The following is a 25605-nucleotide window of genomic DNA, read 5'->3' on the forward strand; positions in this document are numbered from 1 at the left end:
CATGGGAGTTATGTTATATTGTAAGAAGGTCTTTGTGGTCTGACCACTTTTTTCGCTATATAATTTTATACACGAACCTTTTGCCATAAAGTTTAGGGAGTGAAGGAATTGTCATTAAGGGAAGAAGCATTACATATGCACCGAATGAATAGTGGAAAACTTGAGACTGTTTCGAAGGTTCCTGTCCGGAATGCGGAAGATTTAAGCTTGGCCTATTCACCGGGAGTGGCTGAGCCTTGTAAGGAAATCTATGATAAACCGGAAACGGTTTATGATTATACAATGAAGGGCAATACTGTTGCGGTGGTTTCCGACGGAACAGCTGTACTCGGACTCGGAAACATAGGTCCTGAAGCGGCGCTGCCGGTTATGGAAGGAAAAGCTGTCCTATTTAAAAGCTTTGCGGGTGTAGATGCTTTCCCAATCTGCCTGAAGACGACGGATGTCGAAAAGATTATTGAAACAGTTAAGCTGCTGGAACCTACATTCGGCGGGATAAACCTGGAGGACATTGCGGCTCCGAACTGCTTCGTTATTGAAGAACGGTTAAAAAAGGAAACCAATATCCCTGTTTTCCATGATGATCAGCATGGGACAGCGATCGTTACGGTTGCAGGTCTTGTTAATGCCCTGCGGATCGTCGGCAAGTCGATGTCCGAAATCAAAGTGGTTGCCAGCGGTGCAGGCGCTGCAGGTATTGCGATCATTAAGCTTCTCTACAATTACGGAGTAAGAGATATTATTATGTGCGATTCTAAGGGGGCAATCTTTGAAGGGCGCACATATGGCATGAATGAAATTAAAGACCAAATCGCAAAGGTTACGAACAGGGACAATCTGGAAGGAAGCCTTAAGGATGTCATTAAGAGAGCGGATGTGTTTGTCGGTGTATCGGTCGCCGGAGCATTGACAAAAGAAATGGTAGCATCGATGAATGTCGATCCAATTATTTTCGCAATGGCCAATCCCGATCCGGAAATCATGCCGGAGGATGCAAAGGCTGCAGGCGCGAAAGTAGTTGGAACAGGTCGATCCGACTTCCCGAATCAGGTGAACAATGTGCTTGCCTTTCCCGGGATTTTCCGGGGCGCGCTGGATGTGCGTGCGACTCATATCAATGAAAAGATGAAGGTGGCCGCAGTCAAAGCGATTGCACGCTTAATAACAGAGGATGAGCTTCACGCGGACTATGTCATTCCTGCTCCATTCGATGAAAGAGTGGCCCCTGAGGTTGCGGCTGCAGTAGCCAAGGCAGCAATGGAAACCGGCGTTGCGAGATTGAAGGTCGATCCTGAAGATGTAAAAGAGAAGACAAGAAAGCTAGCGATTATCGGGAAAAGCGAGTGATGGATATTTGAACAGTGCGAATCCATCATCCAAAATTTATTTAGATATTGTCGAGAAACTCCGGAAAATGATTGAAGAAGACGGCCTTCTCCCCGGAGATAAAATATCGTCCGAACGGGAATTGTCGGAACGTCTGAACGTCGGGCGTTCTTCTGTCCGGGAAGCGCTGCGTGCCTTGGAACTGTTGGGCCTTATTGAAACCCGCAGAGGTGAAGGTACATTTATCAAAGACTTTCAAGAGCATAGGCTTGTGGAACTGCTGGGAACTTTTTTTCTGCAAAATCCGAAAATAATAGCCGATCTTAATGAAACGAAGCAGCTTATTGAAATAGATTGCTTGAAGATTATCATTCAGTCTTCACCGCAAGCTCACTTGGAGGAACTGTTGCATTGGGCAGAGCAGAACAAGTTCGATGATGATCTACTCTTCGAAAAAATCGCGGAATTGAACCGCAACAAGCTGATTGAAAGAATTTGGCGCATTGTCAATAGTTATTCAAGAGCCTCACTCAATGACAGGCAGGAAGCTGGACGTGAAACATACATTCATTTAATCAAGTCGATACTTGAGCGGAATGAACCAAAAACAATCCAAATCTATTTACAGGATATTAGAAGAATGTCGAAAGAAAATTGACAGAGTTTTACACGATTTTTATCAGCTTTCTGTTACAGTCAAGGACAAGCGTTAACAGAAATGAGAATGAGCGGCAAAGGGAGGACCCATCTTGCTTAAAGAGCTGTTTACAAAGTCGAAAAAGAAAAAATACGCAACCATTCCGACAGATCGGGATAAACAAGATGTACCCGAAGGAATCATGACCAAATGTCCGAATTGCAAAAAGATCATGTTTACAAAGGAATTGGTGAAGAATGAAAAAGTCTGCTTGCATTGCGGCCATCATCTCACCATGACTGCTTATGAAAGAATAGAGAGCCTTTTTGAACTTGGAAGCTTTACCGAATTAGACAAAGATCTTCTTACTGCAAATCCGCTCGATTTTCCAGAATACATGGACAAAATCGAAAAGGACCGGGAAAAATCCGATCTAAATGAAGCGGTAGTGACCGGTGTGGGGAAGATAAACGAGCATGAAGTGGCAGCTGCCATCATGGATTCCCGTTTCCGGATGGGAAGCATGGGCTCAGTAGTCGGTGAGAAAATAACCCGAGCCATTGAGAAGGCAGGAGAATTAGGGATTCCGTTTCTTATTTTTACCGCCTCTGGAGGTGCCCGGATGCAGGAAGGTGTCTTAAGCCTCATGCAGATGGCCAAGACCAGTGCTGCCCTGAAAATGTTCAGTGATGACGGAGGTCTGATTATTTCGATTATGACTCATCCTACCACAGGCGGAGTATCAGCGAGCTTTGCGTCATTGGGTGACATTAACTTAGCCGAGCCGGGGGCGTTAATTGGTTTTGCCGGAAGAAGAATTATTGAACAAACGATAAGGGAAGAGCTGCCAGATGATTTTCAAACAGCTGAATTCCTAATGAAGCACGGCCAATTGGATGCGGTTGTCTCCAGATTGGAAATGAAAGAAAAACTGGAAAATATATTATCGATTCATGCTCCGGGTGGTGAATGGAAATGATCGGAGAATTAGAATTTGAACGTCCGATTACAGATCTTCGTAAAAAAATCGATGAATTACGAGAAATCACGGAAGAGGCTGATGTCGATTTATCAGCTGAAATAGAAAAACTCGAAAAGCGCTTAGGAAAGCTTGAACGGGACATCTATGAAAATATGAAGCCGTGGGACCGAGTACAGGTAGCAAGACACCCGGCGCGTCCGACCACCCTTGACTATATCTCAAATCTATTCACTGATTTCTTCGAGCTGCACGGTGATCGGTATTATGGAGATGACGAGGCCATTGTTGGCGGCATTGCAAAGTTTGAAGGCTATCCGGTAACAATTATCGGCCATCAAAGAGGCAAGGATACAAAAGAAAATCTGCGGCGGAACTTTGGAATGCCTCATCCTGAAGGATATAGAAAAGCATTGCGCTTGATGAAGCAGGCGGAAAAATTTCATCGCCCGATTATTTGTTTTATTGACACAAAAGGGGCCTATCCCGGAAAAGCCGCAGAAGAGCGTGGACAAAGTGAAGCAATCGCGAAAAACTTATTCGAAATGGCGGGGCTTAAGGTACCGGTTATTTGCATTGTCATTGGTGAAGGCGGTAGCGGGGGTGCCCTCGCGCTTGGAGTCGGCGACCGGATCCATATGCTTGAGAACTCCACGTATTCAGTCATTTCACCTGAAGGGGCTGCTGCTTTACTATGGAAAGATGCCTCACAGGCGAAGCGTGCTGCGGAAACGATGAAAATCACAGCCCCTGATTTAAAAGAACTCGGCGTAGTCGATGAAATCATTCCTGAGGAAAAGGGCGGAGCTCATCGGAATGTGAAAAAACAGGCTGACGCCATACGTGCCGTTCTTAAACAGTCCATGACCGAGCTGCTTTCCCTGGACGAAGTGGAGCTTATCAATAAAAGGTATTTAAAATACAAACAAATCGGGAAATACTCGTTAAATAAAGAAATCTTAGGGGTAAAGTAAAACGTGTTGCCGATAGGCGCGCGTTTTTTTCTTAAAAAACCTCTATAAAAATATTTAGAAAAGATAGTTTCTTTACAAATTTGTGATGAAAACGCTTAATTGGGAAATTTCATGATAATTGACGGGTAAATAGGTTTACGAATGTAAGCAACTATTCTAGAATTAAAGCGCGAAGATAAAAAAATAACAGATAAGGCAAGCTAATAATGTAGGCAAAATATGGTTATATTAAAGGAAGTAAAAAAACGCAGAATTACAAACGATATAAGTTGAACTAAAGAATTACACATTGGGAAAATAATATGGTTGATTTTTGGCTCATTTAGGCTTCAGCTGCATAGGAAGAGGAGCAACCTTTCAGCTTTGCTGAAAGGCGTGTGAAACCACGGTTTCACACGAATGAGCTAAAAAATGGGCCAACACTTTACATTCATAAATTCAACTTATATAAGTAAAAACGTAAAAATATACTGCTGTTGCATGTTATGATGAGGTGATTTTTTAATGAAAAGAATAGGTGTACTTACAAGCGGAGGGGATTCACCGGGAATGAATGCGGCGATCCGTGCTGTAGTCCGTAAGGCGATCTTCCATGAAATTGAAGTATATGGAATCTACCACGGTTACCAGGGATTGATCGAGGGAGAAATCAAGAAACTTGAACTCGGTTCAGTCGGTGACATTATTCACAGAGGCGGGACCATGCTTTATTCTGCCCGTTGTCTGGAATTCAAAACAGAAGAAGGTCAACTGAAGGGAATCGAACAATTAAACAAGCATGGAATTGAAGGGCTGGTCATTATTGGTGGAGACGGTTCTTATCGCGGTGCGAAAGCTCTGACGGAGAGAGGATATCCATGCGTCGGCGTACCGGGAACCATCGATAACGACATTCCGGGTACTGAATTTACCATCGGCTTTGATACAGCGTTAAATACTGTTATCGACGCGATTGACAAAATTCGCGATACTGCAACATCACATGAAAGAACCTATTTAATAGAGGTTATGGGGCGTAACGCTGGCGATATCGCCCTTTGGGCCGGACTTGCCGGCGGTGCTGAAACCATTCTCGTTCCGGAATACAATTCCAGCATGGATGAAATTGTAACCAAGTTAAGACGGGGACATGAACGAGGGAAAAAACATAGTATCATCATCGTAGCTGAGGGAGTGGGCAGCGCAGTTGATTTTTCTAAGAAAATAGAAAAAGCAACCGGGTTTGAAACTCGTGTTACAGTGCTTGGACATGTGCAACGCGGGGGATCTCCTACTGCTTCCGACCGTGTTCTTGCCAGCAGATTAGGTGCGCTTGCGGTGGAGCTATTAATCGAAGGCAAAGGTGGCAGGGCGGTTGGAATCGAAAAAAACCGGCTGGTTGATTATGATATTATTGAAGCTCTTGCCATGCCTCATAATATCGATAAAAAAATGTATGACCTTTCCTCGGAATTGTCTATCTAAATAAATAAGAGAATAGTCTTTAGAGAAATATCAGGAGGTAATAGAACATGCGCAAGACAAAAATCGTATGTACGATTGGCCCTGCAAGTGAAAGCATGGACAAATTGACGCAACTAATCGAAGCAGGAATGAATGTTTCCAGATTGAATTTTTCACATGGCAGTCATGAAGAACATGGAAAAAGGATCGTCTCCATTCGTGAAGCAGTGGAAAAAACCAGAAAGCAGGTCGCTATCCTATTGGATACAAAAGGTCCTGAAATCCGTACGAATGATATGGAAAATGGTGCGATTGAGCTTAGTACGGGTGCGAATGTCGCAGTATCCATGACCGAAGTTCTTGGGACTTCTGAGAAGTTTTCGATCACATATGGAGAACTGATTGATGATGTTCATATCGGCTCAAAAATTTTATTGGACGACGGGTTGATTGGGCTTGAAGTAACAGGCATCGATAAAAACCGTAAAGAAATCATGACAAAAGTGCTAAATAGCGGGACACTTAAAAATAAAAAAGGCGTCAATGTTCCGGGAGTATCGGTCAAGCTGCCGGGAATCACTGAAAAAGACGCGCAGGATATTGTTTTTGGCATCGAACAAGGGGTTGATTTCATTGCCGCCTCTTTCGTACGCCGTGCATCTGACGTGCTGGAAATCCGCGAGCTTCTTGATAACCATAATGCGGCACATATCCAAATCATTCCGAAGATCGAAAACCAGGAGGGTGTCGACAATATTGATGAAATCCTCGAAGTATCCGACGGCCTGATGGTGGCACGTGGTGATTTAGGGGTGGAAATTCCCGCTGAGGAAGTACCGCTCGTACAAAAACAATTGATTAAAAAATGCAATACGCTTGGAAAGCCCGTTATTACGGCTACTCAAATGCTTGATTCTATGCAACGGAACCCCCGCCCTACCCGGGCTGAGGCAAGTGATGTAGCCAATGCTATTTTCGATGGAACAGATGCAATCATGTTATCCGGTGAAACAGCGGCGGGGTCTTATCCGGTTGAGGCTGTTAAAACGATGCATAACATCGCTTCTCGCGCTGAGAGCGCTTTGAACCATAAAGATATCTTAGCCATAAGAAGCAAAGATAATGAACATAATGTGACAAACGCAATAGGTCAATCGGTTGCCCATACCGCTTTAGATCTTGATGTTGCGGCGATCATCACTCCAACAGAGAGCGGCCATACCGCGCGAATGATTTCAAAGTACCGGCCTGAAGCTCCAATCATCGCTGTTACTTCCAAGGAACATGTATCGCGACGTCTTGCATTGGTCTGGGGAGTATATCCCCAAATCGGACAACAAGCCAAGTCAACGGATGAAATGCTTCAATCGGCCATCGATACAAGCTTAAACTCGGATCTTGTTAAACATGGGGATCTTGTGGTAATCACTGCGGGCGTTCCAATCGGGGAAGCGGGGACAACGAACATTATGAAAATCCATTTGCTTGGCGATATTCTTTTAAAAGCACAGGGTGTAGGGAGAAAATCTGCTAAAGGACATGTTGTCGTTGCGAAGACAGCAGCTGAAGCAAATGAAAAAGTGACTGAAGGCTCAGTACTTGTCACAATTGCGTCTGACAGAGATATGATGCCTGCGATCGAAAAATGCTCGGCCCTTATTACAGAAGAAGGCGGGTTAACAAGTCACGCGGCTGTTGTCGGCATTAATTTAGGCATACCGGTAATCGTAGGTGCTGACGATGCAATTTCCACGTTAAAGGATGGACAAAATATTACCGTTGACGCGAGCCGGGGTATTATCTATAACGGACACACAAGCGTCTTGTAAAGCAAAATAAACAAATATTAAGGATGGTTCATAAAGACTCTTTCTCCGATAGCTTACAAAAGCTGTTAAGGATTCGGGTCTGAAGATGAGCCATCCTTTTTGGCAGTAGGAAAGTATAGACTTTCCTACTGCATAAGTGTAATATGCCTAATCTCCGCCTAAGGGATCGCCAATCGGCGAGACAGAGACCATAGCGAAAGTTAGATTGAAGACAGCGGATGCTGTATAATAATAACTACAGGCATTTACTAATTTTTGCTCTGTTGGAGGAATGTAGATGAAGTATTTTTTTCTTTTAATAATCGCAATGCCGGCTCTTGAAATAGCCGTGTTGCTATTATCTGGGCAAACGATCGGTGTTTGGCCTACCATCCTTCTTATTATCTTAACAGGGGTAATCGGGACTTATCTGGCAAAACAGCAAGGCCTGGAAACTATAAAAAAGGCCCAGGAGCAAATGAGATACGGCCAGCTCCCCGGAGATGCTCTGCTTGATGGAATATGCGTGCTTGTCGGAGGAACACTCCTGTTAACACCGGGATTTATTTCAGATCTTCTTGGACTCATCCTGCTTCTCCCACCTACCCGGAAAGTAATCAAGCCAATGATTTTGAAGATGATAAAAAACATGATCGATAAAAGGAAAATAACCATTATAAGATAGAGACCTGGCTAAATGAGAGCCAGGTTTTTTTATAAAAAGATAAACTAGGTTTCGATCTGCATACGCCTATCCCCGTCAATTTCAAAGAAAAATCCCAGCAGAAAATCCACTACAAAAATTAAAATTTCCCGCTGTAAATTCTGAACTGGCTACCAAATTGAAACTATCACTACGAGAGCTCCCCACTACAATCAGCAGAAAACCCGCTACAAAATTGAAATTCTCGCTAAAAATCTGATCGGTGGGTTTTCATTACGCTTTTTTCTAAACAGAACTGCAAATCCTTGAGATTAATACTAGTAAATAGTTCAAAAAAAATAATTATTTAAAATTGATAGAAAATTAGTGACAAACTTAAAAACGTTGTTATATAATACAAACAAGATATTTGAAATCTGTATTATAACAAATAAATATAAGGAGTGTGACTGCAGACTACCGGCGTTTGCGAGTTCTAAACAAAAACATAAAAACTGGAGGAAACAAATGATGAGACAAGAAAGAGCTAAAAGGTTAGAAGAGAATTGGAAAAGTGACGAACGCTGGAATGGCATTTCAAGACCATACAGTGCAGAGGATGTTATTCGCTTAAGAGGCTCTATCGATATTGAACATACATTAGCCCAGCGTGGTTCTGAAAAGCTATGGAACTTGATTCATACAGAAGATTTCGTCAATGCTCTTGGAGCGCTAACTGGAAATCAAGCGATGCAGCAGGTGAAAGCGGGGTTAAAAGCCATTTACTTAAGCGGCTGGCAGGTTGCGGCTGATGCCAACCTTTCAGGTCAAATGTATCCGGACCAAAGCTTATATCCGGCTAACAGTGTTCCTCAGGTCGTAAAACGCATTAACCAAGCCCTTCAACGCGCGGATCAGATTCATTACAGTGAAGGTAATGAAGAGATTGATTGGTTTGCTCCAATCGTTGCGGATGCTGAAGCCGGATTTGGCGGACAGCTGAATGTTTTTGAATTAATGAAAGGCATGATTGAAGCTGGAGCTGCAGGCGTTCACTTTGAAGATCAGCTTTCCTCAGAGAAAAAATGCGGTCATTTAGGTGGTAAGGTACTTCTTCCAACGCAAACAGCTGTAAAGAACTTAATTGCTGCTCGTTTTGCTGCTGATGTCATGGGAGTGCCTACAGTGTTGGTTGCGCGTACGGACGCGGATGCTGCAGATTTGATTACAAGTGATATTGACCCTGTAGACGCGCAGTTCATTACTGGAGAACGTACGACTGAAGGATTCTACAGAACAAAAGCAGGATTGGATCAAGCCATCGCCAGAGGTCTTGCTTATGCTCCATACGCAGATTTGATTTGGTGTGAAACGTCTGAGCCAAATCTTGAACAAGCACGCCGTTTTGCTGAAGCTATCCATGAAAAATTCCCTGGCAAGCTGCTTGCTTATAACTGTTCTCCATCCTTCAACTGGAAGGCAAAGCTTGATGACGAAACGATTGCTAGTTTCCAAAGAGAGCTTGGCAAGCTAGGATACAAGTTCCAGTTCGTAACTCTTGCAGGATTCCATGCCCTTAACCACGGAATGTTTGAATTGGCGCGTAAATATAAAGATCACGGTATGGCTGCTTACTCTGAATTGCAGCAAGCAGAATTTGCGAGTGAAGAATTTGGCTACACCGCTACAAGACATCAACGCGAAGTTGGTACAGGCTACTTTGATGAAGTTGCCCAGGTGATAACTGGTGGAACATCTTCGACCACTGCCTTGAAAGGATCAACAGAAGCAGAACAATTCAACACTGTGAAATCATAATAAGAAAAGCGCAAGCGCCCTGCAAGTAAGGAAGAACGACTAAGACCGCCACATCGTTATGTCTTCGTCGTTTTGACCCACATCCTGTGGGCCTCCGACAAGCATAAGGCGCACCTCGTAGGAGGGCCAAGTAAGGACCCACAGCTAAAATCCGTCACGTCCTGTGACGAACGCTGACGTCACCACATCCTGTGGGGCAGGAAGAACACCTGCCTATTATGACCTCGAGGCCGACGTCCTGTGGCGACGTCGGCACTAGCACGTCCTGTGCGTCTGGGCTGGGCTGCTTACGCTAGACATCAATACATGTTGAAAGTTTTATACTCTCTTAATCTTTAATAAAAAAAAGGTGCAGGGCCATCCAGTTTCTGGATAGTTCCCGGCACCTTGTTCTATTGAACAGGATCTCTCTTCATTATAAAAGCCCATATATCTCTGAATACATTTGCGCGTTGTAATGTATTGATAATGACAAGCACGACCGGACCCACCATCAACCCAAGAAAGCCAATGAGTTTAAAGCCGACAAAAAGGGCGACAAGTGTGGCCAGCGGGTCAAGCCCTATACTGGAGGATAAGACTTTGGGCTCCAGTAATTGGCGCTGGACGATGACTATAACATATAATACCCCAAGGCCGATCGCCAGGCTCATATCTCCTGTAACCGCCGCATAGACAATCCAAGGCACAAACACGGCACCTGTCCCAAGATAGGGAAGGATGTCCACAAGGCCGAGAACTAATGCAATCGTAATCGCATAATCAACCCTTAGGATAAGCAAACCGATTAGAACGGTAATCATTGTAAGGGAAATCAGCGTGAATTGAGCCCGGATAAACCCGAATAAAGCCTTTTTCAAATCTTCAATCACACGTTTAGAGCTCAGGAATACCTTATCCGGTAGCAGTTTACCGCTTAACCTGGAAAGACGGTTCCAGTCCTTGCTGATAAAAAAGGTTGCAAGTAAAGAGAAAATGAGCACAGTTGCCGCGTTGGGAAACCAGCCAATGATAGCGGGTATATTCTGGAAGAAATCTTGAATAAAGCTGCTTGCTGTGGAACCAATTTGCTGGCCGACATTTTGAATATTCGTCATGATCGTATCCTGTTGCTGAACATCCAGGTTATTGAACAAAGTGGCAATCCTGTTATAAAAAGGCAGAATTTGTCCCGCGATAAATTCCTCGATGAAATCAATGAGCGTCTCAACCTGTTCAGGAACAACCTCGCCAAGATAATCAGCTCCTGAGACAATTTCTGCAACCAGCAGCGTTATTAACCCCGCAAAGACCGAGAGAATCAAAAGCAGGGAAACAAAAACAGCAAGTCCTCTTGGCATTTTCGTTTTGTTTTCTAAAAAGTTTACGAGTGGATTCATGAAAAAAGCGATGATGATGGCAATGATGAACGGGTATGTATACTTAGATAAATAGAAAAGGGTTACCAGACTAAGTATGATAATTCCTAAGACAAAAATAGATCGGAGAATCCGATTTATATACACAGGATTCAAAGCTTTCCCTCCCAAAGGGTGTTTTTTTAATTGTACCTACGCATGATAAAAAAGGAAAGTTTCATTTCCTAGTAAAAGATTATTCATTTGGGCTGTTTCATTTACTATTTTTGGTTCTTTTATTATGCTGATATAGAAAGTACAACATGTCAGGAGAATGTGAATGAGTGGATCAGTTCTTTTTTTACTTCTGTTGGGGATCATCGGATTAGTCGCAAAAAACACATCACTTATGATTGCGGCCGGTACGCTCCTGTTGCTTAGGTTCGTCGGGCTGGACACGAAGGTGTTTCCTTATTTAGGCTCTAAGGGTATTAATATCGGTGTAACGATTATAACGATTGCCGTGTTGGTTCCGATTGCAAACGGGTCTATCGGGTTTAAAGAATTAGGGGACGCGATTAAATCCCCCTATGCCTGGATTGCCCTCGCTTCCGGGATCGCGGTAGCTTTAATTGCAAAAAACGGATTATCATTACTTGCCTCAGACCCGCATATTACAACTGCTCTTGTTTTCGGTACGATTCTTGCGGTAGCCTTGTTTAAGGGTGTGGCGGTTGGGCCATTGATCGGAGCGGGTATCGCCTATTTGTGCATGCAACTGTTTAATTTTTTCAAATGACTGAAACCATGGTTGAAGGAACCGGACTTATTTTTTCTGTATTTTTCTAATAAAATAATAATTTTTTCACATATTTAAGAGCTTTTCATTCACAAAAATCAGATAATTGTTTATAATAGGCTTGTAACAATCCTGCGAAGATAAGTACCTTATTCATAGTCAATAGAGGTACAATCATCTTATTTACATTCAGGAAGTGAGACTGCGCAGGAGTTTTGGCAATATAACTTAAGGGTAAAAATGAGAGACGCAATAGCAGGCATATATGTTATAAAGTTTGTTGCTTAATCTTATATATCTCTATTGACAACGCTTTCATGTGAAAAGGATTTTTTTCTTTAATTACATAGTGGCCGGGTTGATTTTTAGGCCATCTTGGAAGCGCTCTATTTTTATAAGCAAAAGGGGAATATTTCAGAAAAGGAGAGGTTTTGTATGTCAGTAACAAAAGGACTAGAGGGTATTGTTGCAACAACTTCATCCATCAGCTCAATCATCGACGATACATTAACGTACGCGGGATACGATATTGATGATCTTGCTGAGAACGCAACATTTGAGGAAGTAATCTATTTATTATGGCACCGCACCCTTCCAAACCGGGGCCAGTTAGCAGAACTAACGAAACAGCTGGCTGAGAATGCAAGTCTTCCTGACGAAGTGCTTGAGCATTTTAAAACCTATCCAATCGGCAAAGTACATCCAATGGCAGCGCTTCGCTCAGCTATTTCGCTGCTCGGTCTGTACGATGACGAAGCGGATGAAATGAATGAAGAAGCTAACTATCGTAAGGCCATCCGTTTGCAAGCCAAGATTCCTTCAATCGTTACAGCGTTTGCGCGTGTGAGAAAAGGCCTTGAGCCAGTAGCCCCGCGCACGGATCTTAGCTTCGCTGCGAACTTCTTATACATGTTAAGTGGAAAAGAACCAACCGCGATCGAAGAAGAGGCATTCAATAAAGCTTTGGTTCTTCACGCAGATCATGAACTAAATGCTTCAACCTTTACGGCACGTGTTTGCGTCGCTACCTTATCCGATATTTATTCAGGTGTCACTGCAGCAATTGGAGCCTTGAAAGGGCCGTTGCATGGTGGTGCTAACGAAGCGGTTATGAAGATGCTTACAGAAATTGGTTCTCTGGAAAATGTAGATTTGTATATTACTAACAAACTAGACAACAAGGAAAAAATCATGGGCTTCGGTCATCGTGTTTACCGAAAAGGGGATCCGCGTGCGAAGCATTTAAAAGAAATGTCGAAGAAATTAACGGAGCTCACCGGTCAGCCACAGTATTATGACATGTCTGTGAAAATCGAGGACTTGGTAACTTCTCAAAAAAACCTTCCGCCAAATGTGGATTTCTACTCAGCATCTGTTTACCACAGCCTGGGCGTTGACCATGATCTATTCACGCCAATATTCGCTGTGAGCCGGACATCAGGCTGGTTGGCACACATTTTAGAACAATATGAAAATAATCGCTTAATCCGTCCACGTGCTGATTATACAGGGCCGGGAATGCAAAAATACGTTACAATAGAAAAAAGATAAAAGTTTTTGTTTTTTAATTTGGCGATTATATAGTAAATTTATAATTGTGAGATAAGAGGTTAGCTGACCCCCTTGGGCCACTAACCTTTGAATTTGAATTGGAGGTAACGTGATGACACAAGGTGAAAAAATTAGAGTAGAGAATGGTACTTTGAATGTACCTAATAATCCAGTCATTCCTTTCATTGAAGGGGACGGCATCGGTCCAGATATCTGGGCGGCAGCATCACGCGTTTTGGAAGCATCGGTAGACAAGGCTTACAACGGCGAAAAGAAAATCGTCTGGAAAGAAGTTCTTGCAGGAGAAAAGGCGTTTAAGCAAACTGGCGAATGGCTTCCGGCAGAAACTTTGGATGTTATCCGTGAGTACTTCATTGCGATCAAAGGCCCGCTTACAACACCAATCGGCGGCGGAATCCGTTCATTGAATGTGGCGCTGCGCCAAGAACTTGATCTATTTGTCTGTTTGCGTCCTGTACGCTATTTTGACGGGGTTCCTTCTCCGGTTAAGCGTCCTGAAGATACTGACATGGTGATCTTCCGTGAAAATACGGAAGACATTTATGCAGGTATTGAATATGCACAAGGATCTGATGAAGTGAAGAAGTTAATCAACTTCCTTCAAAACGAACTGGGCGTTAATAAAATCCGTTTCCCTGAAACTTCCGGTATCGGCATCAAGCCAGTCTCTGAAGAAGGTACACAACGCCTTGTTCGCGCGGCAATCAACTATGCAATCAAAGAAGGACGCAAATCAGTGACTCTGGTACATAAAGGCAATATCATGAAGTACACTGAAGGTGCCTTTAAGAACTGGGGCTATGAATTAGCGGAAAAAGAATTTGGGGATAAAGTATTTACTTGGGGTCAATACGACCGCATCAGTGAAGAACAAGGTGCTGAGGCTGCTAACAAAGCTCAGGCTAATGCTGAAGCTGAGGGCAAAATCATCATTAAGGATTCCATTGCGGATATCTTTTTACAGCAAATCCTTACACGTCCAAAAGAATTTGATGTAGTAGCAACAATGAATTTGAACGGCGACTACATTTCCGACGCTCTTGCTGCACAGGTTGGCGGTATTGGTATCGCTCCTGGAGCAAACATCAACTATGAGACTGGACATGCTATTTTTGAAGCAACCCATGGAACTGCTCCAAAATATGCAGGCCAGGATAAAGTAAACCCATCTTCTGTTCTTCTTTCAGGTGTATTAATGCTTGAGCACCTTGGCTGGACTGAAGCGGCGAAAATGATCATGAACTCAGTGGAGAAAACAATTTCTTCCAAGGTTGTAACGTATGACTTTGCGCGTCTGATGGAAGGCGCTAGAGAAGTTAAATGCTCTGAATTCGCTGATGAATTGATTAAGAATCTTTAAGTAATATCTGATCTCTATGAAAGCCGAACCTTATGCTTTCATAGGGATTTCTCTATTGATTATTGTTTGAATTTTCAAAATAAGAACTCAAGAGTTAAATCATTCTTACATAATCCGAGGAGGAACTGACATGTCCATGAAACGTAAAAAAATTTCTGTGATTGGTAGCGGATTTACTGGTGCGACAACTGCATTTTTATTAGCTCAAAAAGAACTTGGCGACGTGGTATTGGTCGATATTCCGCAAATGGAAAACCCGACGAAAGGTAAGGCGCTTGATATGCTTGAAGCCGGTCCTGTCCAAGGTTTTGACGCTAATATTACCGGTACGTCAAACTACGAAGATACAGCGGATTCAGATATCGTCATCATCACTGCCGGGATTGCCCGCAAACCAGGCATGAGCCGTGACGACCTGGTACAAACAAACCAAAAAGTCATGAAATCCGTTACACAACAAATCGTAAAATATTCACCAAACAGTTATATTATCGTTCTTACTAACCCGGTTGACGCAATGACCTTTACTGTATTTAAGGAATCCGGCTTTCCTAAAAACCGTGTAATCGGGCAATCCGGAGTTCTTGATACTGCTCGCTTCCGTACATTCGTAGCCCAGGAGCTAAACCTTTCAGTTAAGGATGTTACCGGTTTTGTGTTAGGCGGTCATGGCGATGACATGGTGCCGCTTGTGCGCTATTCTTACGCGGGAGGCATTCCATTGGAAACGCTTATTCCAAAGGATCGCCTGGATGCAATCGTTGAACGCACACGTAAAGGCGGCGGTGAAATCGTTAACCTTCTAGGAAACGGCAGTGCTTACTACGCTCCTGCTGCTTCACTAGTTGAAATGGCGGAAGCAATCCTTAAGGACCAGCGCCGCGTCATTCCTTCTATCGCTTACCTAGAAGGAGAATACGGTTATGATGGCATTTACCTTGGTGTCCCTGCGGTATTGGGTGCCGGCGGTATCGAACAAATCATCGTACTTGAATTGCAAGAAGATGAAAAAGCAGCACTTGCTAAATCTGCTGATTCAGTGAAAAGTGTCATGCAGGTACTTCAGTAATTGCTGAAATGCTTTAGCAAAATCCAAGACACATTGTAAAAATTTTATATTTCCCATCATTAAGAAGAGGATGTCCTTTGGGCACCCTCTTTTTTCCAAATTATTAATTAGCTGAATCAATTTCATAATTCCTTTTTGCAAAGAAACAACAGAATATTAGTTACTCAAAAATTTTCTTAGTTTGTACCTGCTGAATTTGGCTGTTGATTTCCGCTACAGGCGGGCGCTTTCCGCGGGCGGCCCGTGATCCTGCTCGTCGCTTCGCTCCTGCGGGGTCTCACCTGGCCACGCTTTTCCCGCAGGACGTTGAGTGATCATCCTCGAATAGCCACCGCACGAGGAAATGCGTAGCATTTTCAAGGAGTCGCCGCCTGCAGCGAAAAGCAACCGGTTTAGCAATCAGGAGTGAGTACTAACACAGCCTATATTTTGTGGATTTATCTGAGCATGGATACGATCAGCGGCTCATTTTGAAGCCTTATAAACGAACGTAACGATGTTAAAATGGACCTTGATGAAGAAGTGTCTCTTGAACTTCTTCCAAACATTTGATTCACTAATGATCGTAATCATTCTCGAATACGCAGCTTCTGATGGCACGGAATCGGATACGAAAAACCCGCAGTCAAGACAGAAGATCCTATCATTTTTTAAACGCTTTCCTACATCTTTCATAAATGGAATTCGTTCCGAAATTCGGGCCACTAAGGAGTAAATCATGGTCGCATCATTTAGCTCCACAGGTCTGCCAAAACGTGATTTCTTCGTTACTAAGCGAAGATGGATCGATGCAATATCCGAAAAAACAGTTTCAAATCGTTGGGTACGCTCTAAAATCATATCATTCTTGTAGATCAAACAGGCTTCGTCGTATAATAGGCATAGGGAGACTTCCTCCAGTCTTATAAGTTTGTGTGGTCCTTACTTATTTCGAAATGTTGGGGAGGTACTTCTTTTTTTCGTCTCAGAACAATTGGGGCTCTAAGGATGAAATTAATGAAATTGATTTAGTTGAAGCAATTTTTCGGAGGCGATTATTCATGCTCTTAAAAAAAAGAAAGCTCGGCAGGAAGATTGACGAAATGACTACCGGGGAAAAATTGACCCTCACTGAGAAAATGGAAGACAAAGATCTTTTACTATATCTTGGCTTGACTAATGACGCGAACCCTCTTTATATCCAGCATGACTATGCTTCCCAAACATCCTACAAAAAACCGATTGTTCCGAATATTATGCTGCTTGGAATTATCACATCCGCTGTTTCAAAGTATTTGCCAGGTCCGGGCAGCCATATTCTTTCACAAGCCATTGAATTTCCAAGACCGGTTTACCATTCAAGTACCGTGAAATTCCTTTTCGAGGTAATCGAAGTAAACGTAGAAAATGAGGTTATTGAAATCGAAGTATCCGGCATAAACGACGACAAAGAAATCGTTTTAAAAGGCATTATTAATGTTTGCCCGCCAAAACAGACTGTTTCGTTGGATGGCAGCATTCTCGATAATTTCTAACATCTAAACCCTGTTAAAAGATTTCCGACAGGGTTTTTCAACATGACCCCTCGGAGGACATTGTTTTAAAAAGTTTTCCTTATCCTTTTTTTTCATTATAATAAAAGTGGATGAAGGCTCAAATTGGTATTGGGGTACTATTTATTCAGGAGGAAGCCATGTCTAAAAAAATTCTCGTTGTAGATGATGAAAAATCAATCCTGACTTTGCTGCAATATAATTTGGAGCAAGCGGGCTATTCCGTTATAACCGCAATGGATGGGGAAGAAGGCAAAAACCTAGCGATAGAGAAGAACCCGGATTTAATCGTATTGGATTTGATGCTTCCAAAGCTGGACGGTATCGAGGTGTGCAAGCAGCTTCGCCAACAGAAAATGATGGTGCCGATCCTTATGCTGACCGCAAAAGATGACGAATTTGATAAAGTTCTCGGCCTTGAGCTTGGCGCAGATGATTATATGACGAAGCCATTCAGCCCTCGCGAAGTGGTCGCGCGCATTAAGGCGATTTTTAGACGTTCACAAATTCAGGCTGAAATAAAGGGAAGCGAGCTTGGTGACGGTGAATTGTTGAAGTTCGGCGGTTTAAGCATCTATCCGGATCGTTACGAGGCATATTTTGAAGATGACCTGCTTGAGTTGACGCCTAAGGAGTTCGAATTGCTGCTGTATCTTGCGAAACATAAGGGAAGAGTGTTGACGAGAGACCAGTTGTTAAGTGCCGTCTGGAACTATGACTTTGCCGGTGATACACGCATTGTTGATGTGCATATCTCCCACCTTCGTGAAAAAATTGAAAATAATTCAAAAAAACCGCTATACATCAAAACGATTCGCGGACTGGGCTATAAGCTTGAGGAGCCAAAAACGGAATGACAAAATTCAGGGCCAGGCTTCTTTTGGCTTTAATCAGCCTTATCACCGTCGTTCTGTTAGCAGCTGGCTTGCTATTGGGCCAACTATTTAAAAGCTATTATATAAACACATTTAATGAAAGAATCCAAAAAGAAACTGTCTTTATTTCTAATTACATAAAAGAACAAGGTGGAATTACTTCTTTTTTAAGAGACGGCCCAAAAGCTGGACTCAATGCGTTACTGGATTCCAATTTCACCATATTATCAGCTAACGGTAAAGTGCTTTATGATTCGAATGTTAATAAAAGGAACAATCCGGAAAGCCATTCAGCAATCCTGAATCAAATTATCGCGCACAAAGACTCCGACAGAGAAGGATATGAAGTGCTCGAGGGGCCCCCAGGATCCCCTGACCTGCATTATTATTGGAAATCAGTCGAAAGTGACAATGAAGTGGAAGGGTATGTTGTTCTTGGCAATGAAATAGATGTCATCAAACAGGTAAACCGGCAAATGTGGTGGATATTAGCCGCCAGCCTTGGTGCATCATTGATTGTCATCATCATGATCGGAAGCCGGATTGCCACAAGATATACTCGGCCGATCGAGGCTGCAACAACAACAGCGATCGAATTGGCAAAGGGAAACTATCGCGCGCGGACGTATGAGGAGCGTTCCCATGAAGCTGCAATGCTTAGCACATCACTCAACATTCTCGCAAGGAATCTCCAGGAAATGGAGATTGCCAGGGAAATGCAACAGGATCGGCTTGAAACATTGATAGAGAATATCGGGAGCAGTGTCCTGCTTATTGACAACAAAGGGTATGTGACACTGATCAATCGTGAATATAAGGAACTTTTTAACGTGGAAGCCTCTGATTTTCTTTACAGAGTGTATTATGAGGTGATTGAGCACAAGGAAATCATTCGCATAATAGAAGAGATCTTTATGACCGAAAAAAGCATGAAGCGTCAGCTGCTTATCCCGTTAGAGATCGATAGGAAGCATTTCGAAGTATACGGCGCACCCATTATCGGAAACCAGAATGAATGGAAAGGTATTCTCATCGTCTTTCACGACATAACAGAATTAAAGAAACTGGAGCAAATGCGAAAAGATTTTGTCGCGAATGTATCCCATGAGTTAAAAACCCCGATCACATCAATAAAAGGGTTCTCGGAGACATTACTTGATGGAGCGATGAAGGATGAGGAGGCGCTTCAGAATTTCTTGTCGATTATTTTAAAAGAAAGTGACCGTCTTCAGGCATTGATCCAAGAGCTATTGGATTTATCAAAGATCGAACAACAGGAGTTTGTCCTCAATCTCGAGTTGTTAAATTTGTGTCAATTGCTTCAAGAAACACATGCCATTCACCAGGGGAAGGCGGTTAAAAAAAATATTTCTCTTACCCTGCATGCGCCGGAACATCCTGTGATGATAAAAGGGGACGCTTCCCGGGTCAAGCAAATATTCATTAACTTAATTACGAACGCATTAAACTATACAGGGAATGGCGGAAAAGTAGACATTACAATAACGGAGGAAAAGCATGCGGTGAAGGTGGCTGTACAAGATAGCGGCATCGGCATCGAGAAACAGGAACTCCCCCGTATTTTTGAACGCTTTTATAGAGTGGATAAAGCAAGGAGTAGAAATTCGGGCGGAACAGGCCTTGGGCTTGCGATTGTAAAGCATATAGTTGAAGCCCATAAAGGGAAAATCACGGTGACCAGCAAGCCTGGAAAGGGTACGATCTTCACGGTAGTTTTTAATAAGAAACAAGCTTAAAATAGTAATATGTAACCTGGATGAAGAGGTTGGAGATAATTTACATTATTTTTACAAAACATTCAATTCTCCTTAATATCATAAGTTTACAATTACTTATGAAAACCCCTTCATCCAAGGAGTTGGAAAAGGTGAGGACAAGACCCCGTCCTCGCCTTTTTCCGTTTTTAAGGGAAAAGCGTAAGCGGCTTGCAAGAAAGGAAGAATGACTAAAACCTGAAACGTCCTTATGTCTTACGTCGAGGTCAGCACGTCCTTATGACTTCGTCAGCACTGGTACGTCCTGTACGGCGGAGCTGGACACCAGACCCCTACATTTAAAATTTTTAACGGGACAATATTTATAATTTCTTGATAGACAAGTAATAGCCGTTATTTTTCTTTCCGTACATTCTCATGGTAGAATGTAAAGAAGAAAATAACGGCTTTTTGTGTTGACATAGACACAAGTTTTGATCAGATGGCGAGGGGGATTTTGATTTGAGTAAGAAAATCGTTCTGATAGACGGGAATAGCATTGCATACCGTGCTTTTTTTGCGTTGCCGCTCCTTAATAATGATAAAGGCATCCACACGAATTCGGTATACGGTTTTACGATGATGCTTAACAGGATACTGGAAGAAGAGAAACCGACACATATGCTCGTAGCTTTTGACGCCGGGAAAACGACCTTCCGGCATGCTTCATTTAAAGAGTATAAAGGAGGCCGGCAAAAGACTCCGCCTGAACTGTCTGAACAGTTCCCGTTCATCCGGGAGTTATTAGATCATTTCGGCATTTCCCGGTATGAGCTGGAAAACTATGAGGCGGATGATATTATCGGTACCCTTTCGTTGCATGCGGAAAAAGAAGGCTATGAAGTCAAGGTTATTTCAGGTGATAAAGATTTGACCCAGCTCTCTTCGCCAACGACTACTGTGAACATCACCAAAAAAGGGATTACAGATATTGAAGAATATACGCCGGAGCATATTCAGGAGAAATACGGGATTGGCCCGCATCAGATTATCGATTTGAAAGGCCTAATGGGAGATGCCTCAGATAATATCCCCGGAATTCCTGGTGTCGGGGAGAAGACGGCACTGAAGCTTCTGCACCAATTTGGGACGGTCGAAAAGCTTTTGGAATCGATCGACGAAGTAAACGGCAATAAACTGAAAGAAAAAATAGAAGAGCATAAAGAGTCGGCAGTATTAAGCAAGCAGCTTGCGACGATTTCAAGGGAAGCCCCTTTGGAAATAACACTCGCCGACACGGTCTATCATGGTATGGATACAGAGAAGGTAGTTTCTTTTTACAAGGATCTCGGTTTCCGTTCTTTACTTGATAAGATGGATGAAGCAGGAGAACCTGTGGCAGAGATGGATCAGGAAGATATTTCGTTTGAGATAGTAAAAGAAGTGCCTTCCGGTCTGTTTGCGGATGAGAGTGCTTTATATATTGAGATATTGGAAGATAATTATTATCGTGCCGACATTATTGGCGTTGCCATTTCTAACGATCAAGGAAACTTTTATATTCCTGCAGACATGGCATTCGCCTCAGAGGAATTTAAAGAATGGGCCCGTGATGAAACGAAAAGGAAAGCGGTGTACGATGCTAAGCGTTCTATCGTTGCTTTGAGAAGAAAGGGAATCGATCTTCAGGGAATCGATTTTGATATTTTCCTCGCATCCTATATATTGAACCCCTCGGAATCCGTTGAAGATGTGGCAGCGATAACGAAAGCGCAGCGCGGGATACAGCTTCAGTCCGATGAGGCGTTTTATGGAAAGGGAGCCAAGCGTTCGGTTCCTGATGAGGCAAAGCTCGGTGAACATCTAGCAAGGAAATCGCTTGCTATCTTTAAGTTGAAAGAGCCGATGATTGAGGCGTTGGAGGAAAATGAACAGTACAAACTATTTACGGAATTGGAGATGCCGCTGGCGATTATTTTGGCAGAAATGGAGATTCAAGGGGTAAAAGTGGACGTTGGGCGCCTGAAGGATATGGGCTCAGAACTGGTGACGCGGCTTAAATTAATCGAAGAGAAGATTCATCAATTAGCGGGTGAGGCGTTCAATATTAATTCTCCAAAACAGCTCGGCGTTATTTTATTTGAAAAGCTAGGGCTTCCTCCCGTTAAGAAGACGAAGACAGGGTATTCAACCTCTGCTGACGTCCTTGAAAAGCTTGAAAGCGAGCATGAGATCGTAAGAGAAATTCTTCATTACCGCCAGCTCGGTAAACTGCAGTCCACCTACATTGAAGGCCTGCTGAAGGTGGTCGACGAAGAAACATGCAAGGTCCATACCCGGTTTAATCAAGCGCTCACGGCAACAGGACGATTAAGCTCCACCGACCCTAACCTGCAAAACATCCCAATCCGGCTTGAGGAAGGAAGGAAAATCAGACAGGCATTTATTCCTTCTGAAAAGGATTGGCTCATTTTTGCGGCTGATTATTCACAAATCGAGCTAAGAGTACTGGCTCATATTGCCAAGGACGAAGGATTGATCGAGGCTTTCAGGACAGATATGGACATTCATACGAAGACAGCTATGGATGTTTTCCATGTTTCGGCGGAAGAGGTTACTTCCAATATGCGCCGTCATGCGAAAGCGGTAAACTTCGGGATAGTATATGGCATAAGCGATTATGGTTTATCCCAAAGCCTGAACATTACAAGGAAAGAAGCAGGCGAATTTATCGATCAGTATTTAAAGAGCTTCCCCGGTGTCCAGGATTATATGAAAGACAGCATCCATGAAGCCAAGCAAAAAGGCTATTCGATGACGCTTCTGCAAAGACGGAGATACATTCCTGAGATAACGAGCCGCAATTTCAATTTGCGCAGCTTTGCGGAAAGAACCGCAATGAACACTCCGATTCAGGGAAGTGCTGCTGATATTATCAAGCTGGCGATGATTAATATGAGCGAGCGGCTGAAGGAAGAAAACATGAAAGCCCGGCTATTGCTTCAGGTTCATGACGAACTGATTTTCGAAGCGCCGCCCGAAGAGTTGGAAATGTTAATGAAAATTGTTCCGGAAGAAATGGAGAGAGCGCTTGAACTAGAGGTGCCATTAAAAGTAGAGTACGCATACGGCCCGACATGGTTTGACGCGAAATAGAAAAACGGATGCGCCTCGCAAACAAGGAACATCGACTAAAATCTGCCACGTCGTGTGGCAAACGTCGATGCCAGCCCTTCCTGGGCAAGTCCGACAAGCATAAGACTGGCCCTGCAAGAAGGTGCTTTTTACCTTCTGTAAGGGACAGACTTATGACCTCGAGGAGCTAGGCGCAGGAGTTAGACAATATAGAACGGCGACTAAATACGTCAAGTCGTGTGCAACGTCGCCATGACCCACATCGTTTGGGCCTAATATAGATTGGAGGTGGCATTATGCCTGAGCTGCCGGAAGTGGAAACGATAAGAAGAACGTTGGAACAACTAGTAATTGGAAAGTCGATACAAGAGGTTTCGGTATTTTGGCCTAAAATCATTAAGGCTCCTGAACAGGTAGAACAGTTTCAGGATGCCCTTAAGGGAGAGACGATCCGCGAAATCGGACGGCGCGGCAAGTTTTTAATTTTTTATCTTGATCATTACGCAATGGTTTCACACTTGCGGATGGAAGGGAAATATGGGGTATTTGCTCATGAGGAGCCTTATGATAAGCATACACATGTAATCTTTTCGTTTACCGATGGAACGGAGCTTCGTTACCGGGATGTCCGGAAATTCGGGACGATGCATTTATTTGCTAAGGGAGAGGAACAAACGAATCTCCCATTGCTGCACCTTGGACCTGAACCTATGTCAGAAGAATTTACCGTAAAACATTTGACGGAAAAGCTTTCAAAAACCAACCGCAAAATTAAACCTGTGCTGCTTGACCAAACGGTAGTGGTAGGAATCGGCAACATCTATGTGGATGAAGCTTTGTTTCGTTCCGGCATACATCCGGAGCGGATTGCCACTTCATTAACGTCTGCAGAAATTAAGAGTCTGCACAAAGAAATAATAGATACCTTATCGGAAGCGGTTGAAAAAGGTGGCAGCACCATCCGATCCTATGTAAATTCCCAGGGGCAGATCGGCATGTTTCAGCTTGAACTGCTTGTATACGGACGCAAGGGAGAGGAATGCAAACGCTGCGGCACTCCGCTTGAGAAGCAAGTTGTCGGCGGAAGAGGGACGACCTTTTGCCCTTCCTGCCAACGCATTAATAAATAAAAGCTAGACGGTCCGTTTCGGGCACCGGCACATAGGATCTGCTCCTTCCATATACTATCCTAGCGATTCGGAATGATGGGGAGGACTTTAAGATGTGGTTACAGCTTTTGTTTCTGGCTTTTGCCGTCAGCTTTGATGGGTTCAGTGTCGGTTTGACATTCGGAATGAGAAAAATGAGGATTCCCTTTAAATCGATCGCCGTAATTGCATGCTGCTCTGCTTTGAGTTTAGGAATCGCGATGATGATTGGGGAATTTATCGGGCAATTTGTCTCCACTGCCGCTGCGGAAAAAACCGGCGGAATCATTTTAATCATTTTAGGTTTTTGGGTGTTACTTCAGTATTTTAGGAAAGATTTTCCGACGGAGGATCAATTTGCTGAAAAAACGATCTTTAACTATGAAATAAAGTCACTCGGTGTAGTCATTAACATCCTTCAGAAGCCGTTAACTGCCGATTTTGATAAATCGGGTACGATCAATGGAGTAGAAGCACTCGTATTAGGTTTTGCGCTGTCACTCGACGCTTTCGGAGCCGGTATAGGCGCGGTGATGATGGGAATTTCATCTTTCGTTTTATCAATATGCATCGCCATCATGAGTTCATTATTTATTTTTGCGGGACTTCAGAGCGGAAAAATTTTATCCTCGAGCAAAATCGTTCAAAGATTATCATTTCTTCCAGGACTTTTATTGATTGTCATTGGCCTTATGAAATTTTGAAGAAGATGGAGAAAACCAGTTATGAGACAGGTAATCGGGATAACCGGAGGTATTGCGAGCGGAAAAAGCAGTGTCAGCCAGTTCATCAGAGATGAACTGGGATTCACGATCATTGATGCTGATATTGCGTCAAGAGAAGTGGTGGAACCGGGTGAAGAAGCGTACAAACAAATTGTTGAATCATTCGGTCCGCAGCTTTTGCATGAAAATCAGACGATCGACCGCGCGAAATTGGGGGCGATCATCTTTAACGACACAGAGAAAAGACTCCTGTTAAATAGTATCGTGCATCCGGCGGTGCGAAAAAAAATGATTGCCGGCAAGGATGCAGCCTTCGAACGGGGAGAGAATACCGTATTCATGGATATCCCTCTGTTATTCGAAAGCAAACTGACCTCGATGGTCGACAAAACGCTGTTAATTTATGTGGATGAGCATGTACAATTACAGCGGTTGATGAGAAGAAATGATTATTCTGAAGCAGAGGCGCTGGCAAGGATTACATCACAAATGCCACTTGCGGATAAGAAGCCGTTAGCGGACGCCGTCATCGATAACAACGGAAGCTTAGAGGAAACAAAGTGGCAGGTAAGGCAAATACTGCGTAGCTGGAATGTGAAAATAAAAGAGGACTGAAGGGAGAAGCATTTTTGTTTCTTCCTTTTTCTTTTATAATGGCTCTGTTAAACGATAATGTTGTTTTTGGGAAGGGAATCTGCGAGACTCCTCGA

At 43.3% G+C, this 25605-nt stretch carries 20 protein-coding genes and 1 pseudogene; 19 read left to right on the top strand and 2 right to left on the bottom strand.

Annotation, left to right across the window (positions count from 1 at the left end):
- Nucleotides 1-108: 108 nt before the first annotated feature.
- The 8 genes from ystJ to aceA all read left to right on the top strand — a co-directional run bounded on the left by ystJ (nt 109) and on the right by aceA (nt 9628).
- Complete coding sequence (gene ystJ / locus D0463_RS06985; protein WP_117306566.1) at nt 109-1347, top strand: NADP-dependent malic enzyme; 1239 nt, start codon at nt 109-111, stop codon at nt 1345-1347.
- A gap of 7 nt (nt 1348-1354) precedes the next feature.
- Complete coding sequence (locus D0463_RS06990) at nt 1355-1984, top strand: FadR/GntR family transcriptional regulator (RefSeq protein WP_254052734.1); 630 nt, start codon at nt 1355-1357, stop codon at nt 1982-1984.
- A 91-nt stretch (nt 1985-2075) separates the two neighbouring features.
- The gene (accD, locus tag D0463_RS06995; protein ID WP_117306568.1) at nt 2076-2942 is read left to right on the top strand and encodes an acetyl-CoA carboxylase, carboxyltransferase subunit beta; all 867 of its coding nucleotides are present in this window, start codon (nt 2076-2078) and stop codon (nt 2940-2942) included.
- Nucleotides 2939-3916 (top strand): acetyl-CoA carboxylase carboxyl transferase subunit alpha, encoded by a 978-nt coding sequence (gene accA, locus D0463_RS07000; protein WP_117306571.1) that lies wholly within the window; start codon nt 2939-2941, stop codon nt 3914-3916. Before accD ends, accA begins: the two co-directional genes overlap by 4 nt.
- A gap of 504 nt (nt 3917-4420) precedes the next feature.
- Nucleotides 4421-5380, top strand: a complete 960-nt coding sequence (gene pfkA / locus D0463_RS07005) for a 6-phosphofructokinase (RefSeq protein ID WP_117306573.1) — start codon at nt 4421-4423, stop codon at nt 5378-5380.
- 47 nt (nt 5381-5427) lie between these two features.
- Complete coding sequence (pyk, locus tag D0463_RS07010; protein ID WP_117306575.1) at nt 5428-7188, top strand: pyruvate kinase; 1761 nt, start codon at nt 5428-5430, stop codon at nt 7186-7188.
- A gap of 277 nt (nt 7189-7465) precedes the next feature.
- A complete protein-coding gene (locus tag D0463_RS07015) occupies nt 7466-7852 on the top strand; it encodes an FxsA family protein (RefSeq protein ID WP_117306577.1) in 387 nt (128 codons plus the stop codon).
- Nucleotides 7853-8341: 489 nt separating this feature from the next.
- Entirely contained in the window at nt 8342-9628 is a 1287-nt protein-coding gene (gene aceA, locus D0463_RS07020) for an isocitrate lyase (protein ID WP_117306579.1), read from the top strand.
- Between the two features lie 392 nt (nt 9629-10020).
- On the opposite strand, the gene ytvI is transcribed toward aceA, so the two are convergent.
- Complete coding sequence (ytvI, locus tag D0463_RS07025) at nt 10021-11142, bottom strand: sporulation integral membrane protein YtvI (protein ID WP_117306581.1); 1122 nt, start codon at nt 11140-11142, stop codon at nt 10021-10023.
- Between the two features lie 163 nt (nt 11143-11305).
- Here ytvI and D0463_RS07030 point away from each other — a divergent pair, with 163 nt between their 5' ends.
- The 4 genes from D0463_RS07030 (at nt 11306) to mdh (ending at nt 15765) form a co-directional block, all read left to right on the top strand.
- Entirely contained in the window at nt 11306-11764 is a 459-nt protein-coding gene (locus D0463_RS07030) for a DUF441 domain-containing protein (RefSeq protein ID WP_117306583.1), read from the top strand.
- 435 nt (nt 11765-12199) lie between these two features.
- Complete coding sequence (gene citZ, locus D0463_RS07035; RefSeq protein ID WP_117306585.1) at nt 12200-13315, top strand: citrate synthase; 1116 nt, start codon at nt 12200-12202, stop codon at nt 13313-13315.
- 112 nt (nt 13316-13427) lie between these two features.
- Complete coding sequence (gene icd, locus D0463_RS07040) at nt 13428-14696, top strand: NADP-dependent isocitrate dehydrogenase (protein WP_117306587.1); 1269 nt, start codon at nt 13428-13430, stop codon at nt 14694-14696.
- Between the two features lie 130 nt (nt 14697-14826).
- A complete protein-coding gene (gene mdh / locus D0463_RS07045; RefSeq protein ID WP_117306589.1) occupies nt 14827-15765 on the top strand; it encodes a malate dehydrogenase in 939 nt (312 codons plus the stop codon).
- Between the two features lie 511 nt (nt 15766-16276).
- On the opposite strand, the pseudogene D0463_RS07050 reads toward mdh, so the two are convergent.
- Nucleotides 16277-16648: pseudogene (locus D0463_RS07050) on the bottom strand (IS5/IS1182 family transposase); the annotation flags it as partial.
- 157 nt (nt 16649-16805) lie between these two features.
- Here D0463_RS07050 and D0463_RS07055 point away from each other — a divergent pair.
- From D0463_RS07055 to coaE, 7 genes are all read left to right on the top strand, one after another.
- Complete coding sequence (locus tag D0463_RS07055; RefSeq protein WP_117306592.1) at nt 16806-17279, top strand: MaoC/PaaZ C-terminal domain-containing protein; 474 nt, start codon at nt 16806-16808, stop codon at nt 17277-17279.
- Nucleotides 17280-17437: 158 nt separating this feature from the next.
- On the top strand, nt 17438-18154 hold the full coding sequence (locus D0463_RS07060) for a response regulator transcription factor (protein WP_117306594.1): 717 nt from the start codon (nt 17438-17440) through the stop codon (nt 18152-18154).
- Nucleotides 18151-19929, top strand: coding sequence for a two-component system histidine kinase PnpS (pnpS, locus tag D0463_RS07065; protein ID WP_117306597.1), 1779 nt, complete (start codon nt 18151-18153; stop codon nt 19927-19929). Before D0463_RS07060 ends, pnpS begins: the two co-directional genes overlap by 4 nt.
- Before the next feature lie 480 nt (nt 19930-20409).
- On the top strand, nt 20410-23043 hold the full coding sequence (gene polA / locus D0463_RS07075; RefSeq protein WP_117306601.1) for a DNA polymerase I: 2634 nt from the start codon (nt 20410-20412) through the stop codon (nt 23041-23043).
- A 275-nt stretch (nt 23044-23318) separates the two neighbouring features.
- Nucleotides 23319-24152, top strand: coding sequence for a DNA-formamidopyrimidine glycosylase (mutM, locus tag D0463_RS07080; RefSeq protein ID WP_117306604.1), 834 nt, complete (start codon nt 23319-23321; stop codon nt 24150-24152).
- Between the two features lie 92 nt (nt 24153-24244).
- A complete protein-coding gene (gene ytaF, locus D0463_RS07085) occupies nt 24245-24874 on the top strand; it encodes a sporulation membrane protein YtaF (protein WP_117306606.1) in 630 nt (209 codons plus the stop codon).
- Nucleotides 24875-24895: 21 nt separating this feature from the next.
- Nucleotides 24896-25510, top strand: a complete 615-nt coding sequence (gene coaE, locus D0463_RS07090; RefSeq protein ID WP_117306609.1) for a dephospho-CoA kinase — start codon at nt 24896-24898, stop codon at nt 25508-25510.
- Nucleotides 25511-25605 lie beyond the last annotated feature (95 nt).

Source organism: Bacillus sp. V59.32b, assembly GCF_003429085.1.
Lineage (GTDB): Bacteria > Bacillota > Bacilli > Bacillales > DSM-1321 > Peribacillus.

Coding starts and splice junctions, on each gene's coding strand:
- citZ (WP_117306585.1), top strand. CDS start 12,200: ATGTCAGTAACAAAAGGACTAGAGGGTATTGTTGCAACAACTTCATCC.
- pyk (WP_117306575.1), top strand. CDS start 5,428: ATGCGCAAGACAAAAATCGTATGTACGATTGGCCCTGCAAGTGAAAGC.
- D0463_RS07030 (WP_117306583.1), top strand. CDS start 11,306: ATGAGTGGATCAGTTCTTTTTTTACTTCTGTTGGGGATCATCGGATTA.
- accA (WP_117306571.1), top strand. CDS start 2,939: ATGATCGGAGAATTAGAATTTGAACGTCCGATTACAGATCTTCGTAAA.
- icd (WP_117306587.1), top strand. CDS start 13,428: ATGACACAAGGTGAAAAAATTAGAGTAGAGAATGGTACTTTGAATGTA.
- mdh (WP_117306589.1), top strand. CDS start 14,827: ATGTCCATGAAACGTAAAAAAATTTCTGTGATTGGTAGCGGATTTACT.
- D0463_RS07060 (WP_117306594.1), top strand. CDS start 17,438: ATGTCTAAAAAAATTCTCGTTGTAGATGATGAAAAATCAATCCTGACT.
- pfkA (WP_117306573.1), top strand. CDS start 4,421: ATGAAAAGAATAGGTGTACTTACAAGCGGAGGGGATTCACCGGGAATG.
- ytaF (WP_117306606.1), top strand. CDS start 24,245: ATGTGGTTACAGCTTTTGTTTCTGGCTTTTGCCGTCAGCTTTGATGGG.
- D0463_RS07015 (WP_117306577.1), top strand. CDS start 7,466: ATGAAGTATTTTTTTCTTTTAATAATCGCAATGCCGGCTCTTGAAATA.
- mutM (WP_117306604.1), top strand. CDS start 23,319: ATGCCTGAGCTGCCGGAAGTGGAAACGATAAGAAGAACGTTGGAACAA.
- coaE (WP_117306609.1), top strand. CDS start 24,896: ATGAGACAGGTAATCGGGATAACCGGAGGTATTGCGAGCGGAAAAAGC.
- D0463_RS07055 (WP_117306592.1), top strand. CDS start 16,806: ATGCTCTTAAAAAAAAGAAAGCTCGGCAGGAAGATTGACGAAATGACT.
- pnpS (WP_117306597.1), top strand. CDS start 18,151: ATGACAAAATTCAGGGCCAGGCTTCTTTTGGCTTTAATCAGCCTTATC.
- aceA (WP_117306579.1), top strand. CDS start 8,342: ATGAGACAAGAAAGAGCTAAAAGGTTAGAAGAGAATTGGAAAAGTGAC.